Here is a 16906-nt window from a genome sequence, read left to right as displayed (position 1 = left end):
GCGTATGGCGGTATGGACGTCCATGCAGACAAGCGCCTGGCAGCCTGCAAATGGCCGTCCATACAGGCATACGCCGTGCCAACGAAGGCCACTTGTGTCGAAAATCGATAGGTGGGGTTAAACGCTTGTAAGCACCCCGGGAAAGTGGAAGACTGCCGCTGCGCAATTCCCCTCGCCTGCAGTGCTGGCGGTGCGCAATACACCACCATCCTCGGGCGCATTGCGCACCCCTACAACCGAGGATTGAGTCATGAAAGCGAACAAGCTCGCTACGGCGTTGGCTTTGCTGCTGACGCCCCTGGGTTCCGTTTACGCACAGACCACCCCGCCTGCCGACACGCCGGTGCCCGCGCCACCGCCGCAGGACCAACAGCAGGCCAACCCCCAACAGGCGCAGCAGCTGCAGACGATCACCGTCACCGGCTCGGCGATCCCGCGCATCGACGTGGAGACGCCCTCGCCGGTCACCGTGATCACTGCGGCGCAGATCGAACGCAGCGGCCTGAAGACCGTCAGCGACGTGGTGCGTGCGATCTCGGCCGACAACAGCGGTTCGATCCCGACCGCCTTCACCGCGGGCTTTGCCGCCGGTTCGGCCGGCGTCGCCCTGCGTGGCCTGACGGTCAACTCGACGCTGGTGCTGATCGACGGCCGCCGCTCGACCAACTACCCGCTGGCCGATGACGGCCAGCGAACCTTCGTCGACCTCAACACGATCCCGGTCAACGCGATCGAGCGCATCGACGTGCTGAAGGACGGCGCCTCCTCGCTGTACGGCGCCGATGCCATCGCCGGCGTCGTCAACATCATCCTCAAGCAGAACTACAAGGGACTGGAGGGAACCGCCGAGATCGGCACGTCCGAGCGCGGCGGCGGCACCACCCGGCGCATCACCCTGTTGTTCGGCGGGGGCGACCTGCAGAAGAACGGATGGAACGCTTACGGCGGCATCGAAGCGCAGAAGGACGACCGCATCTGGGCACGCGACCGCGATTATCCCTACAACACCACGGACCTCAGCCCCGGCGGCGGCAGCGACCTCAACTGGGGCCAGCCCGGGTTCAACACCGGATCGATCTGGGGCATGGTGCAGCCGGCCGTCCCGGGCGTTCCCGGCCCCGGCGGCCAGCAGACCGGCACCGCGGTCGACGGTGCGTTGTGGCAGCCATTGCGTCCGTGCGGACCGGGCTCGACGCTCGTGACCAACGAGCTGGGCAGCGGTTGCGAACAGAACCAGATCGCCGACTACATCGACCTGGCGCCCAAGCAGGAGCGCGCCGGCGTCTACGGCCGGTTGACCGTGAAGGTGGGCGACAACAGCGAGGCCTACGTCAGCGGCAGCTACTACCACAACAAGGTGGAGGCCGCCGCCACGCCGCCGCAGATTCGCGCCGGCACGCCGGTCAACACCCGTTCGATCGTGCTGCCGGCAACCTTGCCCGACGGATCGGACAACCCGAACAACCCGTTCCCCAACCAGCCCGCGCTGATCACCTACGCCTTCGGCGACATCCCGGGCGGGGCGAAGACCGTCAACGACAACGTGCGCCTGGTCGGCGGCATCCACGGCATCTGGGGCGAGTGGAACTACGACAGCGCACTGGTGCTCAACCACAGCTCGCTGGACGTCAACAACTATGGCTTCCTCAACTACGCCGCGCTGATCAGTGCCGTCAACAACGGCACCTACAACTTCATCGACCCGACGCAGAACTCGCCCGAGCTGCTGGCCCAGCTCGCGCCGGTGCTGCACAAGAAGTCGACCACGGACCTGCAGTCGCTGGACTTCCACCTCACGCGCCTGCTGGCGGATCTGCCCGGTGGTTCGCTGGGCCTGGCCACCGGCATCGACCTGCGGCGCGAGAAGCAGTCCGATCCCGACCTCAATCCGGGCCTGTCGGCACAAGGCCTGGGCGTGGCGCACACGTTCGGCAAGCGCACGGTGAAGGGCGTCTACGTCGAGCTGGATGCGCCGTTCCTGGAGTCGCTGGAAGTGGACGTGTCCGGCCGCTACGACAAGTACTCGGACTTCGGAAGCAACTTCTCGCCGAAGGTGGGCTTCAAGTGGAAGCCGATCGAATCGCTGGCGATCCGCGGCACCTGGTCCAAGGGCTTCCGCGCACCGAGCTTTGCCGAAAACGGTTCGAGCGAATCGGAGGGCTTCGCCACTTACAACCTGCCCGACGACTACGTGGCGGCCCACGGCAGCGACGCCTACACCCGCCCGTACGGCCTGGCTTTCGACACCATCGGCAATCCCGACATCCAGCCGGAGAAATCCAAGAGCTGGACCTTCGGCGTTCTGTGGCAGCCGACCGAGCAGTTCAGCGCGTCGGTGGACTACTACGACATCAAGAAGACCGGCGTGATCGGCCAGTTCGACCCGCAGGCGGTGCTGGATGCCTATTTCGCAGGACAGCCATTGCCCCCGGGCTCGGCGATCATCCCCGACGTGCCCGACCCGGAGCATCCGACGCTGCTGCCCAAGCCGGTGGTGGTGCAGGCGCCCTACGTCAACCAGAACGCGTTGCAGACCAAGGGCGTGGACCTGGACCTGGTGGGCAACTTCGACTTCGGCGGCAACCTCAAGCTGCGCAGCGAATTCAGCGCCACGCGCATCTTCGAATGGAACCTCACCCTGCAGGATGGCACGGTGCAGCGCTTTGTCGGCACCCACGGCGTCTATGCGGTGTCCTCCGGTGCCGGTACGCCGCGTGACCGCGCGACCTGGTCGAACAGCTTCATGTTCGGCCCGGCCACCCTTACCGGCACGCTGTACTACACCAGCGGCATCAGCATGGAGTCGCCGGATGCGGGCGAGGGCTGCATCTCGACCGATGACAACGGCGACCCGTTCCCGCCGAGTTGCCACGTCGGCGCATGGACGCAGTTCGACCTCACCGGCAACTACGACTTCAACGACCATTTCTCGGTCTATGCGTCGGTCCTCAACGCGTTCGATCGCCGCGCGCCGTTCGATCCGGCCAACTACGCGGGCATCAACTACAACCCGACGTGGTCGCAGATGGGCATGGTCGGGCGGTTCTACACGGTGGGCGTGAAGTACAAGATGTGAGCCCGCACGCGGGCCTTGCGGGCGCGCCGGTGTCCGGCGCGCCCGTTTTTATCGGGTGACAATAGGGTTCCCCGTCTTCGACCGAGCATCCCATGTGCCTGATCGCCTTCGCCTGGAACGTCCACCCACGCTGGCGGCTGGTGCTGGCGGGCAATCGCGACGAGTACCACGCGCGCCCGAGCGCCCCGCTGGCCCGCTGGGACGACATGCCGGTGATCGCCGGGCGTGACCTGGAGGCGGGCGGCACCTGGCTCGGCGTGAGCACGGGCGGGCGCTGCGGCGTGGTCACCAACGTGCGCGATCCGCGTGTGCCGCAGGCCGGGCTTTCGCGTGGCCTGCTGGTGACCGACTGGCTGCGCGGCCAGCCCGACGCCACCGCGCACGCGCGGGCATTGGGCGAGACGGCGGCCGGCTATCGCCCGTTCAACCTGCTCACCTTCGACGCGCACGCCGCCTTCTATCTCGGCAACCGGCCCGCGCCGCGCGTGCAGGCGGTGACGCCCGGCGTGCATGGGCTGTCCAACGCCGACTTCAACACGCCCTGGCCGAAGACGCGCCAGTTGATGGCGCGACTGCAGGCCTGGCTGGACGAAGGCATGGAGGACGCCGCGCCGCTGTTCGAGGCGTTGGCGGACGAACGACCGGCGCCCGATGAGCAACTGCCCGACACGGGCATCGGCCGCGAGCGCGAACGCTCGCTCTCGGCCGCCTTCATCCGCGGGTCGGTCTATGGCACCCGCGCCAGCACGGTGGTGCTCATCGACCACGCGGGTGGCGGACGGATCATCGAGCGACGATTCGGGCCGGACGGACGTCCGGACGGCCAAAGCGACATGGCTTGGTAAGCCTGTCCAGGAAGGTCCCGCCGCGGCCTGAGGCATTAACCCGCGCGCGATCTGAGGCCCTCTCCCTCCGGGGAGAGGGTTGGGTGAGGGGCCGGGGCTCGCCCGAAACCTCACCGCTCCCTGCGGCATCGCCCACCTGCCGATCGGGCGCGTCCTACGCGACGGAACGGCCCCTGGCCACTGTGCCCGCTACCGGCGCGCCGCTACCGTGCGGGACTCGCCACACACGAAGGAACCGTCGATGCGACAAGGATGGCGCTGGTGGGCGTTGGCCGCCTGCCTGCTGGTCAGGCCGTGCGCGGCCGCCTGTCCGGACTGGCATGCGCCGCGCGCCGCGCGCGAGCTGCATGCCTTGCACGACCAGCTCGACCACTGGAACCACGCCTATCGCACGGCCGGCCATTCGCCTGTCGACGATACGATCTACGACCAGGCGCTCGCCCGCTACGAAGACTGGCGCGCCTGCTTTCCCGACCAGGCGCCGCCCGCGCTGGCCCACCTGGCCGATGCGACCGGGCCGGTGCGCGCACCCATCGCACAGACCGGCCTGGCCAAGCTCCCCGACGCCGCCGCCGTGCAGGCGTGGATGCGCGAGCGCGGCAACCGCGACCTGTGGGTGCAACCGAAGGCCGACGGCGTGGCCGTCACGCTGCTGTACGTCGATGGTCGACTGCGCCAGGCGGTCAGCCGTGGCGACGGTCTGCACGGATCGGACTGGACTGCCGACGTCCGACGGATCGCGGCCGTCCCGAAGCGCCTTCCGCACGCGCCGCCACGCGTGCTGCTCCAGGGCGAACTGGTCTGGCGCCTGCCTGGACACCGGCAGGCCGCGGACGGCGGTGTGCGCGCGCGTGCGGACGTGGCCGGTGCGCTGGCACGCGATCCTCTGGACGCCAACGCCGCTGCGCACATCGGCCTGTTCGTGTGGGACTGGCCAAGCGGACCGGCCGACATGCGCGCGCGCCTGGCCGGACTGGAAGCGATGGGTTTCGGCGCCAGCGCGGCACTGACACAGCCGGTAGCCAGCCTCGCGCAGGTCCGTCGCTGGCGCGAGCGTTGGTACCGCCAGGCGCTGCCCTTTGCCACCGACGGTACCGTGCTGCGCCAGGGCCACCGGCCGCGAGGCACGGAGTGGCAGCCTACGCCGCCGGACTGGGCGGTCGCCTGGAAATACCCGCCCGCCAAGGCATTGGCAACGGTGCGCGCGGTGGATTTCCGCCGTGGCCGGCGCGGCCGCGTCGCCGTGGTGCTGGAACTGGAGCCGGTGGTGCTGGACGACCGTACGGTGCGACGCGTGAGCGTCGGATCGCTGGCCCGCTGGCGCATGCTCGACGCCCGACCGGGCGACCAGGTCGCGCTCTCGCTGGCCGGATTGACCATTCCCCGCTTCGACGGCGTCGTGTGGCGTACCCGCGAGCGCGCCGCCGTCGCCGTGCCCTCGGAAACCACGCGCGACGGACTGGATTGCTGGCACCCGGACGCCGGTTGCGAACGCCAGTTCCTGGCCCGGCTGGTATGGCTCGGCGGGCGGCAAGGGCTACGCATCGACGGCATGGGCGAGACGACCTGGCAGGCGCTGGTCGACGCGCGACTCGTGCGCGGCCTGCTTGACTGGCTATCGCTCACGCCCGCGCAGCTGGCTACCGTACCGGGCATCGGCACCGCGCGTGCCGCGCATCTGGCGCAGGCGTTCGAGCGCACCCACGCGGCCGGCTTCGACTCGTGGTTGCGCGCGCTGGGGATGCCGCCGGCGGGCAACGCCGTGTCGAGCGATTGGCCGGCGCTGGCCGCGCGGGATACCGCGACATGGGAGAACGTGCCGGGCGTGGGTCCGGGTCGAGCCGCGCGGTTGCGGGCGTTCTTCCATCATCCGGAGGTGGAGCGGCTCGCCGCGCGGCTTCATGCGGTGGGCATCGCGGGGTTTTGAACTGCCAGGCCTACCTGCAGGTGCGCTCCGACAAGGGTGGCGCGCGCAGGAGGAGCCCACGTGTGCACATCTAGGCGAGGATCTCGCCGTCCAGGTAGTACCAGCGCCCATCCTCGCGCAGGAACCGGCTCACCTCGTGCAGGCGTTGCGCGCGCCCGCCGCCATAGCGCAGGCGGGCAACGAATTCGACCACGGCCTCCGGCCCGCCATCGTCGTGGCGCCTGACCGACAACCCGAGCCAGCTCGGCGCCGGCTGCTGCGCAGCGAGCTTGAGGTGGGCGGGGCGCGTACTCGGATGCCAGGTGGCCAGCAGGTAGTCCTCGCGCTTGAGCACGTAGGCGCTGTAGCGCGAGCGCATCAGCGCCTCGGCGGTCGGCGCGGGAGTGCCTTCGTGCAGCGGCCCGCAACAGTGCGCGTAACCGGCGGCGTTGCCGCAAGGGCACGGGGTGAGAGTGTCGACGGCGCGCACGTTTTGCAGGAGTCCACCGGAAGAACGTTCCGGTCATCCTGACGTCTGGAGAAAAAATTGCAACGCGCCGGCGTTCAGTCGGACCGCTGGCGCGAGACGAGCCGTGGCGCCAGGTCGTAGCCCATGCGGCGCGGAATCGCCTTGAGCTCTTCCAGCAATTGGTAGTCCATGCGCGGTTCGCGGCCGAGGATCCACAGGTAGCGCCGCCGTGGCTCGCCTACCACCGCCCAGCGATAATCGCGGTCGAGGCCGATCACCCAGTGCTCGTTCCACACGAAGCGCAGCCGATCCAGCCACGCCGGGGCAAAGCGCAACTGCAGCCTGGCCGGTTCGCGCAGTGGCTCGGGCTGGCGCAACACGCCATGGGTTTCGCTCAACCTGCCGTCCTCGCCACGACAGGCGCTGACCACCGCGACCAGGCCGTCGTCGCGCGGTGCGTATTCCAGCGTGAGTTCGCCCATGCAGCGACGCTGGAACGGTAGCGGCAACCAGGCCACGCCGTGCCAGCGCCCGATGTAGCGCTCCAGGTCCACCCACGGCACCGCCTCGACGCCACGTGCCGCGGTGACGGCGGCGCGCGCCGGACGTTGGGACGATCGCCTGCCTGTGTGCAGTTGCATGGGCTCCCCGGACGACGAAGGCCCGCCCATGAAGCACGCGTGGCGATCAACCCCGCGTCAAGTGCGCCGTCAACCGCCCGTCGCCGCATCGTGCGTGGCGTCGCCGCGCCGGCGCCACACACGACAACGGTTGTTGGCGGGCATCGCGTGGTCTTCCACCAACGCGAAGCCCGCCGCCCGCGCCAGGGCGTCGACCGCGGCGGCGTCGCGCAGGCCCATGCGCGGGTCGCGCAGCTTGAGCGAACGGTCGAAGGCGGCATTGCTGTCGCTGGTGTAGCGCCCGTCCTGGTTGAACGGACCGTAGATGGCGAGCACGGCGTCGTCGGTGGTGATGCCTGGCAGGTGTGCGAAGAAACGCACGACCTCGGCCCAGCCCATGATATGCAACGTATTGGCGCTGAACACCGCGTCGTAGCGTGCACAGGGCCAGCCGCCCGCCACGTCCAGTTCGATCGGTGCAGGCGTGTTCGGCAACGCGGCCTCGTCCAGCCAGGCGCGAATGCCCGGCAGGTTGCCCGCGCGGTCGGAACACTGCCAGCTCAGCCATGGCATGGCCGCGGCAAAGTGCATCGCGTGCTGGCCGGTACCGCTGCCGATCTCCAGCACGCGCGTGCATGGCGCCAAGACCTCGCGCAGGACGTCCAGGATCGGTTCGCGGTTGCGTTCGCAGGCAGGTGCGAACGGCTTGTCCACGTCAGGCCGGGCGGCCGCGCAGCACGCGGGCGGGCAGCATCAGCAGCGCGCCGAGGAAGGCGAACACCGCGTGCAGGGTGATGCCCACCAGCCGGAACGGCAGCGATATCAACCAGACGATCGGCCACAGCACCAGGGCCAGCAGCGCCAGGGGCCAGCAGAACACGAGCAGCAGCAGCCAGAGCAGGAAACCGACCATGACCTCACCTCGGGTGGTGGGAAGAGGGGCACTCTAGCGCGGTCGATCGCCCGCGCGTAGATGACTGGCGGCACCCGTCAGTGCATGCCGGCCATCGGGTCGACGCCAATCAGCCAGCGGTGCAGCCAGAACGCGAACACGGCCCACGCGGCCACGCCGATCACCACCGCGATCGCATCGCCACGCAGCGTGCCGGCGGGATAGTCGACACCTTCGAGCCGATCGCGCTGGCGCAACCAGACGGCCACCGGCAGCGCCCAGGACAGGAATGCGCCGAACAGCACCACGTCATGCAGCAGGCCGGTGGCCAGCAGGTGCCCGGACGCCCAGACCACCACGCCCAGCAGCATCGGCTGGCCGAGCGCCGCCTTGATGTGATTGCGCGGCACGTACGCGGCCGCGACCAGCACGAAGGCGACCAGGGTGAACAGCGCGTTGAGGTGATCCATCGACAGCGGTGGCGTGTACAGCGCCAACGGTAGCCGCCTCGCCTGGCCGAAACCGATGCAGGTCAGCACCAGGCCGGCCAGCGCCACCACTGCGAACATGCCTTTCCAGGCCCGTTCGCCAAACCGGTCGATCTGCCGACGGCGCCAGCGCGGAAAGACCAGCGGCACCACATGGACGCCAAGAAAGACGAACAGGCCGTAGATCATCAGCTGCATCGCGCTTCTCCCCGGGTTCGGGGAACGATCATAGGCGCGCCGTGGCGCGCTGTCGTGACGATGCCATCACCGCGGTGGCGCGCCGCTCACCCGACGGGCGACACGTTCACCGCCAGCACCACGCCGCCGGGGGCCAACTGCAAACGTGCCGGGAGCGTGGCCGACCGCAACCAGGCATCGCCTGGCTGCAGGACGTCGTCGTCCAGTTCGAGCCGCCCGCGCGCGCAGTAAAGCAGCACCGTCTCCGCCTGCAGTCGGACGTCATCGGACGGGCGCCATACCGCGACGCGACCGCGCGCGTAGCCCCGGCGCACCATCAGGTTGAAGTCGCGGGTGGCGCCGCCGGCCAGCGTCACCGTCACCTGCGCCTCCCCGGGAAAACCGAAGGGTGCGAACGGTTCGGTCAGCGCATGCGTGCGTCCATCGTCCAGCGCCATGGCAAAGCCCGCGCCCTCCAGCAGCACGATGGTGCGGTCGACACCGGGAAACGCGGAGAACGGCGCCGCGCTGTCGACCTCGGCCACGCTCACCCGCCAGAGGAAGTCGTCCATGCCGGCGGCGGGCGGTTCCACGGCGAGTTCGCGCGTGCGGCCCAGGCCGTTCTTCCAGGGGCGCGCGGGGCAGTCGTGCAGGCGGAGAATGGGCATCGCGGCATTGTAGGGCGGGCTTCGGTCCAGCGTCGGCTCGCGCTGAGCATGGTGGAGCGAAGTCGAAGGCACTTGGCGAAACGCGCCGCTGCGCGAGCGACGAGCCGCTCTCGCGCAAGGAAAAGGATCGTCCCGGTGGGCCCACGCCCGCCCTATGCGACGCGCTCGATCACCCGTTGGAACGGCGGCAGCGCGCGCAGCATGCCTGCGCCATAGCGCTTGGTGACCACGCGCCGGTCCAGCAGCACGATGCGGCCACGGTCGGTCTCGCTGCGGATCAGTCGACCGCAATACTGGGTGAGCAGGCGCGTGGCTTCCGGAATGCTCACTTCGAGGAACGGGTTGCGTCCACGCGATTCGAGCCATTCGGCGTAGGTGGCGCCGACCGGGTCGGTCGGCACGGCGAACGGCAACTGGGTGATCACCACCGTCTCGCACAGCTTGCCGGGCAGGTCGAGGCCTTCGCCGAAGGAGGCCAGTCCGAACAGCGTGCTGCCCTTGCCCGCCTCGACGTCCGCGATGTGCTCGGCGATCAGCTGCGCCTTGCCGAGCGACCCTTGCGCACGCACCTTGCGCACCTTGTCGATCGGCAGGCGCTGCAGCACGCGGTCGAGCTTGGCGCGCGAGGTGAACAGCACCAGGTTGCCCGCGTTCCAGTCCAGGTGGTCGGCGAGCCAGTCGCAGATCGCCTGGGCGTGCGCTTCGCGCGCGTCGGGCAGCGCGTCGATCGCGGGCACTTCCAGACGCGCCTGCGCAGCCAGGTCGAACGGGGAGGGCAGGCTCAGCGTGACCGCGTCGTCCGGCAGGCCGGTGGCGTCGGCGAAACCGCGGAAGTTGCCGCCCGCGCTCAGCGTGGCCGAAGTCAGCACCACGCCGCTGGCGTTGTTCCACAGCACGTGGCGCAGCAGGCCGCCGGCGGAAACGGAGGACGCATGGCAGACCAGCTGCTGGTCGCCGGCGAGCGTCACCCAGCGCGCCAGCGGCGGCGCGTTTTCCGCATCGTCGCCGGACCAGGCGCGCCAGGTGCGCTCCTGCCGGTCCAGCCGTTCGAGCGCCATGCCCAGCTCGCGCGAGAGCGCTTCCTGGGTCGGGCCGCCGTCGGTCATCTCCACCACGGCGCGGCGCACGGCGGTCAGCCAGCGCTGGATATCGGCCGTCTGCGCGTGCAGCGCCTGCGCGTGCACCACCCAGTCCTCCGGCAACTGGCCGAGCGAGCCGCGGTACATCGGTTCGCTTTCGGCCGGGTCGGGCAGCCAGGACAGGCGGATCGCCTTCTCCAGTTCCTCCAGTCCGTCGCTCAGCTCCTGCAGCTTCGCATCGCCCGCGTCGAGCGTGAGCTTGCCCAGGGACTCCTTGTCGGTCAGCGAATAGGCCGCGTGCACCTGCCGCGCGAGTCGGCTCAACTGGCGCACGCTGGCGCCCAGGTACACCTCGGCGGCGCCGCGGTCGATCGCCTTGGCTGGCACGTGGTGGGCCTCGTCGAACACGTACAGCGTCTCGGCCGGCTTGGGCAGGATCACGCCACCCCAGCCCTCGTCCTCGCCGGGCATGGTGAGGTCGGCGAGCACCAGGTCCTGGTTGGCAACGATCAGGTCGGCATCGGCCACCGCGCGACGCGCGGCGAAGAACGGGCATTGCATGAAGTGGATGCACTTGCGGCCGGTACAGCCGCCGGCGCTGGTGGTGAGCATGGGGCGCAGCATGTCGCCGACCGGTTCGGGCGCGGCGTCCATGTCGCCGTTCCACTCGCCACGCTCGAAGGCGCCGGCGAGCTTGGCCAGTGCCTGCTTGTCGCGCTCGGCCGGCGGTTTGGACCACAACGCCAGATCCGCATCGAAACCCAGGCCCAGCTGGCTGGCTTCCGCGCCCATGCTCTGGCGCGCCATCGCCAGATTACGCGGGCACAGGTAACGGCCACGACCCTTGGCGAGCGCCACTTTCGCCTCGCTGCCGTCGAGCTTGAGATAGAGCGGGATGTCGCGTTCGACCAACTGCTCCTGCAGGGCCACGGTCGCGGTCGCGATCAGCAGTTTCTTCTTCTGCGCGCGCGCCACCTCCATGCCGGCGATCAGGTAGGCCATCGACTTGCCAGTGCCGGTCGGCGCCTCGACCACGGCCGCGCCGCCCTCTGTCGCCAGCGCCTTGGCCACTTCGGCAATCATCCGGCCCTGGGCGGCGCGCGGGCGGAAGCCGGGCAGGCCTTCCTTCAGGCGCGCGTAGGAGGCGCGGATCGCGTCCTTGGTGGCATCGGTGAGCATCGCGTGATTCTAGCCCGCGCGGGCAGCCCCCGCCGTCGCGATGCGCCGCATGCACGCCACTCAAGATAGGTTCGCGCCGGTCGATCTTGTGGTATGGAACAAGAATGGGCAGGAACCGGGGGCGTTACGGCATTCCCATGAACTGGCGCTGTTGCAAGGCAGGGGCGCACCAACGGGCCGGTCGCGATGGCGATCGGCCCCTGCGCAGCCGTGGGGTGCGTGCATGAATTTCCCGCGCCCCACGCCGCTGGAGCCCTCGCAGGGCGGCGAGGCCGCGTGGCTGGTCCGGCTGGTGGAGGCGACCACGCCCGCCGAAGTCGCCACGGTCGTCGCCGCCTTCGCGCAGGACCTTGCCGGCTGTCGCCACGCCGTCGTGGCCTGGGCCGGCAGCGGCCTGCCGCGGGCCTACAGCAGCAGCGGCCGGCTGCCCGATTACGGGCGCATCAGCCGCGCCCGGGCGCTGCTGGCATCGAACGGGCGGGCGCCGGTACGCGAGGGACAGGAACTGCTGCTGCGCCTGCTGCCCCAGGAGCGCGCGTTCCTGATGCTGGAACTGGAACGCGCCCAGCCGACGGAGTCGCTGCTGGACCGGCTCGAGCCCTTCCTGGAGCTGGCCGGGCCCTACCTGCAACGCGCGCTGAAGCTGGCCGACCTGGAGGACTCGCACAAGCAACTGGTGCGCTCGGAAGTCCTGCAGCGCGCGCTGTTCGCCATCTCCGACCTGGCCGGCTCGGACCTGGACATGCCCGAGATGCTCAAGCGTCTCCACGGTATCGTCAGCACGCTGATGTACGCGGAGAACTTCTTCATCGTGCGCAGCGACCCGCAGCACGGCACGATGCGGTTCCTCTACTACGCCGATGCCGAGGACACCGACGCGCCGGACACCAGCCACGACGTGTCGCTGGAAAGCATGCGCAATTCGTTGACCTGGCACCTGCTCACCGGCGGCAAGGCGCTGATGGGCAGCCTGGACCAGATCAGCCGGCAGGTGACCGGCACCTTCGCGCCGTCCGGGCCGGAGGCGGTCGACTGGCTCGGTGTGCCGATGCTGCGCGAGGGCCAGGTGCACGGCGCGCTGGTGGTGCAGAGCTACCAGGCCGGCATCGGCTTCTCCGAGGAAGACCGTACGTTGCTGGAGTTCGTCGGCAGCCATGTGCTCACCGCGCTGGAGCGCAAGCAGAGCAAGGACGAACTGGAGGAGCGCGTGCGCCTGCGCACCCAGGAGCTGGCCGAGGCCAACCGCGGACTGCAGCAGGAGGTGCTCGAGCGCCAGCGTGCCGAGCGGTTGCAGGCGGCGCTGTTCCACCTCGCGCAGCTGGCCACCGCCGACATCGACGAGAACGAGTTCTACGAACGCACGCATGCAGTGGTCGGCGAGCTGATCAACGCGGAAAACTTCTTCATCGCGCTGCTCTCGGACGATCGCAAGAAGCTGGTGTTTCCCTATTACGTCGACGCCGGCGTGCGCAAGGCGCAGGAGCGGCCGCTCGGCCGCGGCCTGTCCGAATACGTGCTGCGCAAGGGGCAGCCGTTGCTGGCCTTCCATGAGGACACGCTGGAGCTCGCGCGGCGGGACGAGGTCGACCTCGTCCGCGTGGGTCGCCCGGCGGTGTGCTGGCTGGGCGTGCCGCTGCGGGTCGACGAAGAGGCGATCGGCCTGGTCGCGGTGCAAAGCTATACGGCATCGATCGACTACGACCAGGCCGACCAGGAACTGCTCACCTTCGCCGCATTGCAGATCGCCAACAGCATCCACCGCCGCCGCGCCGCGGTCTCGCTGCAACGCGCCTACGCCGAACTGGAACAGCGCGTGGCCGAGCGCACCTCCGAACTGCGCCAGGAGATCAGCGAGCGCGAGCGCGTGCAGAGCCAGCTCAAGCACGAGGTGATGCACGACGCGCTCACCGGACTGCCCAACCGCGGTTTCCTGCGCGACCGGCTCGAACGTGTGCTGGCCATCCTGCAACGCGAGCCGGGCCGCCGCTGCGCGTTGCTGTACCTGGACGTGGACCGCTTCAAGGTCATCAACGACAGCCTGGGCCACCTGGCCGGCGATGCCTTCCTCAAGGAGATCGCCCGCCGCCTGCACGACTGCGTGCGCGAGCCCGACGTGGTCGCGCGGCTCTCCGGCGACGAGTTCGCGATCCTGCTGGAGGACATCGACATCCCTTCCACCGCAGTGGCGGTGGCCCAGCGGGTGCTCGATGCGCTGGGCGTGCCGATGCAGATTGCCGGGCGCGAGCTGGCACCGTCGGCCAGCATGGGCATCGCCATCGGCGACAGCACCTACGTCACCGCCGACGAAGTGTTGCGCGACGCGGACATCGCCCTGTACCGCGCCAAGGACCAGGGCCGCAAGCGCTACGAACTGTTCGACGAAACCCTGGCCAAGAACGTCATCGACGTGCTGACCATGGAAGGCGAACTGCGCCAGGCGTTGCAGCGCGACGAGTTCGAGCCGTACCTGCAGCCGTTCTGCCGGTTGGAGGATGGGGCGGTGGTCGGCTACGAGGCGCTGCTGCGCTGGAACCATCCAAAGCTCGGCGTGCTGGGGCCGGCCGATTTCCTCAAGGTGGCGCATGACAGCGGGCACATCGAATCGATCGACTGGCGGCTGTTCGAGCGTGGCTGCGAGCGGTTCCTCAAGCTGGAGGACAAGGACACCTTCCTGACCTTCAACGTGTCGGCACTGCACCTGCGACACCGCGACTTCGATGCACGCCTGGTGCGCCTGCTCGAACGTACCGGGCTGCCGCCCTGGCGGTTGATCGTGGAGGTGACCGAAGGCTCGCTGCTGGACAACCCCGAGCAGGTCCGCACGATGCTCGAGCGCCTGCGCGCGATCGGCGTGGGCGCGGCGCTGGACGATTTCGGAACCGGCTACTCGTCGCTGAGCTACCTGCATTCGCTGCCGTTGCGCATGCTCAAGATCGACCGCGCGTTCGTGCATGCGCTGGGCGAGGAGGAGCACACCACCGCGACCACCGTGGTTGCCGCGATCCTGGCGCTGGCGCGCGCGCTCGACATCCAGGTGATCGCCGAAGGCATCGAGACGCCGGCCCAGCGCGAGGCGCTGCTGGGCATGGGTTGCGAGTTGGGGCAGGGCTACCTGCTCGGGCATCCGGCGCCGATCGGGAAGTGGCTGGGACGCAAGGGCCTCGCCGACTGAGTCTGCCCCCACGCGTCTGCTCTGGCAGAGGCCGTGATGGGGGGGGCTGCTCTTGCGGGAACTTGGGTCTTCGATTTGCAGGGCCGACGACCTACCCGCGAGCCCCGGCCCCTCACCCAAACCCGGTCCCCGGCGGGAAGAGGGCTTCAGGCTGCGCGGGATTCCGATCCGGTGATCGCAAGCGCCACCGCCTCGGCCACGCGGATGCCATCCACCGCTGCCGACAGGATGCCCCCCGCGTACCCCGCGCCCTCGCCGGCCGGAAACAGCCCGCGCGTGTTGAGGCTCTGGTAGTCATCGTCGTTGCGCTTGACCCGCACCGGCGAGGACGTGCGCGTTTCCACCCCGGTCAGCATGGCGTCGTGCATGGCAAAGCCCCGGATCTGCCGTTCGAACATCGGCAGCGCCTCGCGGATCGCGCCGATGGCATAGTCGGGCAGCGCGGTGGCGAGGTCGGTCAGGTGCACGCCGGGCTTGTAGGAAGGCAGTACCTCGCCCAGGTCGCGCGTGGGCCGTCCCGCCAGGAAATCGCCCACGCGCTGCGCCGGCGCGCTGTAGTCGCCGCCGCCCATGGCGAACGCGTGCGATTCCCAGTGCCGCTGCAGCGCGATGCCGGCCAGTGGTCCCTCGCCGTAGGGCGCGAAGTCCTCCGGCGTGATGCCGCAGACGATCGCCGCGTTGGCGTTGCGCTCGTTGCGCGAGTACTGGCTCATGCCGTTGGTGACGACGCGTCCGGGTTCAGAGGTCGCTGCCACCACGGTGCCGCCCGGGCACATGCAGAAGCTGTAGACCGAGCGCCCGCTCTGGCCGGGTTTGTTGCCGTGGTGGACCAGCTTATAGTCGGCCGCGCCGAGGAGCGGATGACCGGCCTGCGGACCGAAGCGCGCGCGGTCGATCACCGACTGCGGGTGCTCGATGCGGAAACCGATCGAGAACGGCTTGGCCTCCAGGTAGACGCTGCGCGCATGCAACATCTCGAAGGTGTCGCGCGCGCTGTGGCCCACCGCCAGCACGACGTGGTCCGAGCGCAGCTCGCCGCCATCGGCCAGCCGCACGCCGCGGACCTGGCGCGTGCCGTCGGCGGCCGTCTCGATCAGGAGGTCCTCCACGCGCTGGTCGAAGCGGATCTCGCCGCCGAGAGACTGGATCGTCCCGCGCATGGCCTCCACCATCGTCACCAGGCGGAAGGTGCCGATGTGCGGCTTGCTGACGTAGAGGATTTCCTCCGGGGCGCCGGCCTTGACGAACTCGGTCAGCACCTTGCGCCCGTGGTGGTGCGGGTCGGAAATCTGGCTGTACAGCTTGCCGTCGGAGAAGGTGCCGGCGCCGCCCTCGCCGAACTGTACGTTCGATTCCGGATGCAGGTTGCGCTTGCGCCACAGGTCCCAGGTGTCCTTCGTGCGCTCGCGCACCGCCTTGCCGCGGTCGAGCACGATCGGACGGAAGCCCATCTCGGCCAGGATCAGCGCGGCGAAGATGCCGCACGGGCCGAAGCCGACCACGATCGGCCGGTGCTCCAGCCGTGCCGGGGCCTGCGCGACCGGGTGGTAGCGGGTGTCCGGCGTGGGCTGCACGTGGCGGTCGTCGGCGAAGCGCGCCAGCACCGCCGCCTCGTCGGCCACGTCCACGTCCAGCGTGTAGACCAGCGCGATGGCGCCGCGCTTGCGCGCGTCGTAGCCGCGCCGGAACACGTCGATACGGCGCAGCGCCGAGGCGGGGAGCTCCAGGCGTGCGAGCACCGCCTTCGCCAGCGCCTCGGGGGCGTGGTCGAGCGGGAGCTTCAGGTCGGTCAGTCGCAGCATGGGGCTCGCACGAATGGCGGCGGCCGCGACCGGGTGCGGTCGGGTTTACGCCGGGCCGCGTATTGTCCGTGCGTCGGGTGCGTGGGAACAAGGCGAGCGCAAGTGACGCGGCGCGGCAGGCGGTGCCATCAGGGGTTCAAACCGGCGGCGCCGCGTCGTCGGGCGGGAGTGACGCAGCACGCCACTTACGCCGCGAGGATGGTCCGGAACTGCTCGCCGGTGGCCTGCGGGTGCAACAGCACCACGCGCGAGCCGAACTTGCGCGCCGCGGGGGTGCACAGCTGACCATCGTCGGTGACGACCGCCAGCGGCGTGGAATGGCGGGCATCCGCCGGACGACGGAAGACCAGCCCATGCTGGGGGCCGCCGGCAATGATGCATTCGTAGAAGCTGTCCATGGATCTGCTCGAGAGGGTGGAGGGACTCGCGCAGGGACAAGCAGGGCTCGCGCCATGCATCGATGGCGAATGTGAGCTCGATCACGCTTCGTGATGTGCCGGAAATTCGGCACATCGTTTCCGTTCAGGCGGCTG

Annotated in this window: 13 protein-coding genes; 4 read left to right on the top strand and 9 right to left on the bottom strand. The window is 69.5% G+C overall.

Annotated elements, in window-relative coordinates:
- The first annotated feature begins 250 nt into the window (after positions 1-250).
- The 3 genes from LQ772_RS15090 (at position 251) to ligB (ending at position 5848) form a co-directional block, all read left to right on the top strand.
- A complete protein-coding gene (locus tag LQ772_RS15090) occupies positions 251-3076 on the top strand; it encodes a TonB-dependent receptor plug domain-containing protein (protein WP_231321920.1) in 2826 nt (941 codons plus the stop codon).
- Positions 3077-3168: 92 nt separating this feature from the next.
- Complete coding sequence (locus LQ772_RS15085; RefSeq protein ID WP_231321919.1) at positions 3169-3921, top strand: NRDE family protein; 753 nt, start codon at positions 3169-3171, stop codon at positions 3919-3921.
- A gap of 241 nt (positions 3922-4162) precedes the next feature.
- Positions 4163-5848: an NAD-dependent DNA ligase LigB gene (ligB, locus tag LQ772_RS15080; RefSeq protein WP_231321918.1), complete on the top strand. Its 1686-nt coding sequence runs from the start codon at positions 4163-4165 to the stop codon at positions 5846-5848.
- 70 nt (positions 5849-5918) lie between these two features.
- Here ligB and LQ772_RS15075 read toward each other — a convergent pair whose 3' ends face one another.
- The 7 genes from LQ772_RS15075 to dinG form a co-directional block, all read right to left on the bottom strand.
- Entirely contained in the window at positions 5919-6317 is a 399-nt protein-coding gene (locus tag LQ772_RS15075) for a YchJ family protein (protein WP_231321917.1), read from the bottom strand.
- Positions 6318-6391: 74 nt separating this feature from the next.
- Positions 6392-6937: a lipocalin family protein gene (locus LQ772_RS15070; RefSeq protein WP_231321916.1), complete on the bottom strand. Its 546-nt coding sequence runs from the start codon at positions 6935-6937 to the stop codon at positions 6392-6394.
- A 69-nt stretch (positions 6938-7006) separates the two neighbouring features.
- Positions 7007-7630: a DUF938 domain-containing protein gene (locus tag LQ772_RS15065; protein ID WP_231321915.1), complete on the bottom strand. Its 624-nt coding sequence runs from the start codon at positions 7628-7630 to the stop codon at positions 7007-7009.
- 1 nt (position 7631) lies between these two features.
- Positions 7632-7829 (bottom strand): hypothetical protein, encoded by a 198-nt coding sequence (locus LQ772_RS15060; protein ID WP_231321914.1) that lies wholly within the window; start codon positions 7827-7829, stop codon positions 7632-7634.
- A gap of 77 nt (positions 7830-7906) precedes the next feature.
- Positions 7907-8494, bottom strand: a complete 588-nt coding sequence (locus LQ772_RS15055; RefSeq protein WP_231321913.1) for an NnrU family protein — start codon at positions 8492-8494, stop codon at positions 7907-7909.
- Between the two features lie 86 nt (positions 8495-8580).
- On the bottom strand, positions 8581-9141 hold the full coding sequence (locus LQ772_RS15050; protein ID WP_231321912.1) for a HutD/Ves family protein: 561 nt from the start codon (positions 9139-9141) through the stop codon (positions 8581-8583).
- Between the two features lie 152 nt (positions 9142-9293).
- Positions 9294-11399 carry an ATP-dependent DNA helicase DinG gene (dinG, locus tag LQ772_RS15045; protein ID WP_231321910.1) on the bottom strand — a complete coding sequence of 702 codons (2106 nt, stop codon included), beginning with the start codon at positions 11397-11399 and terminating at the stop codon, positions 9294-9296.
- A 223-nt stretch (positions 11400-11622) separates the two neighbouring features.
- On the opposite strand from dinG, the gene LQ772_RS15040 reads away from it, so the two are divergent.
- On the top strand, positions 11623-14571 hold the full coding sequence (locus LQ772_RS15040) for a bifunctional diguanylate cyclase/phosphodiesterase (RefSeq protein ID WP_231321909.1): 2949 nt from the start codon (positions 11623-11625) through the stop codon (positions 14569-14571).
- A gap of 146 nt (positions 14572-14717) precedes the next feature.
- Here the strand turns inward: LQ772_RS15040 and LQ772_RS15035 are convergent, their stop codons facing one another.
- Together LQ772_RS15035 and LQ772_RS15030 are read right to left on the bottom strand one after the other, a co-directional pair.
- Positions 14718-16373 (bottom strand): NAD(P)/FAD-dependent oxidoreductase, encoded by a 1656-nt coding sequence (locus LQ772_RS15035; RefSeq protein ID WP_231321907.1) that lies wholly within the window; start codon positions 16371-16373, stop codon positions 14718-14720.
- 185 nt (positions 16374-16558) lie between these two features.
- Entirely contained in the window at positions 16559-16771 is a 213-nt protein-coding gene (locus tag LQ772_RS15030) for a hypothetical protein (protein ID WP_231321906.1), read from the bottom strand.
- Between the last annotated feature and the right edge of the window lie 135 nt (positions 16772-16906).

Origin of the sequence: Frateuria edaphi, assembly GCF_021117405.1 — a bacterium.
Classification (GTDB): Bacteria; Pseudomonadota; Gammaproteobacteria; order Xanthomonadales; family Rhodanobacteraceae; genus Frateuria_A; species Frateuria_A edaphi.
This window is presented reverse-complemented; position numbering and strand designations above follow the sequence as displayed.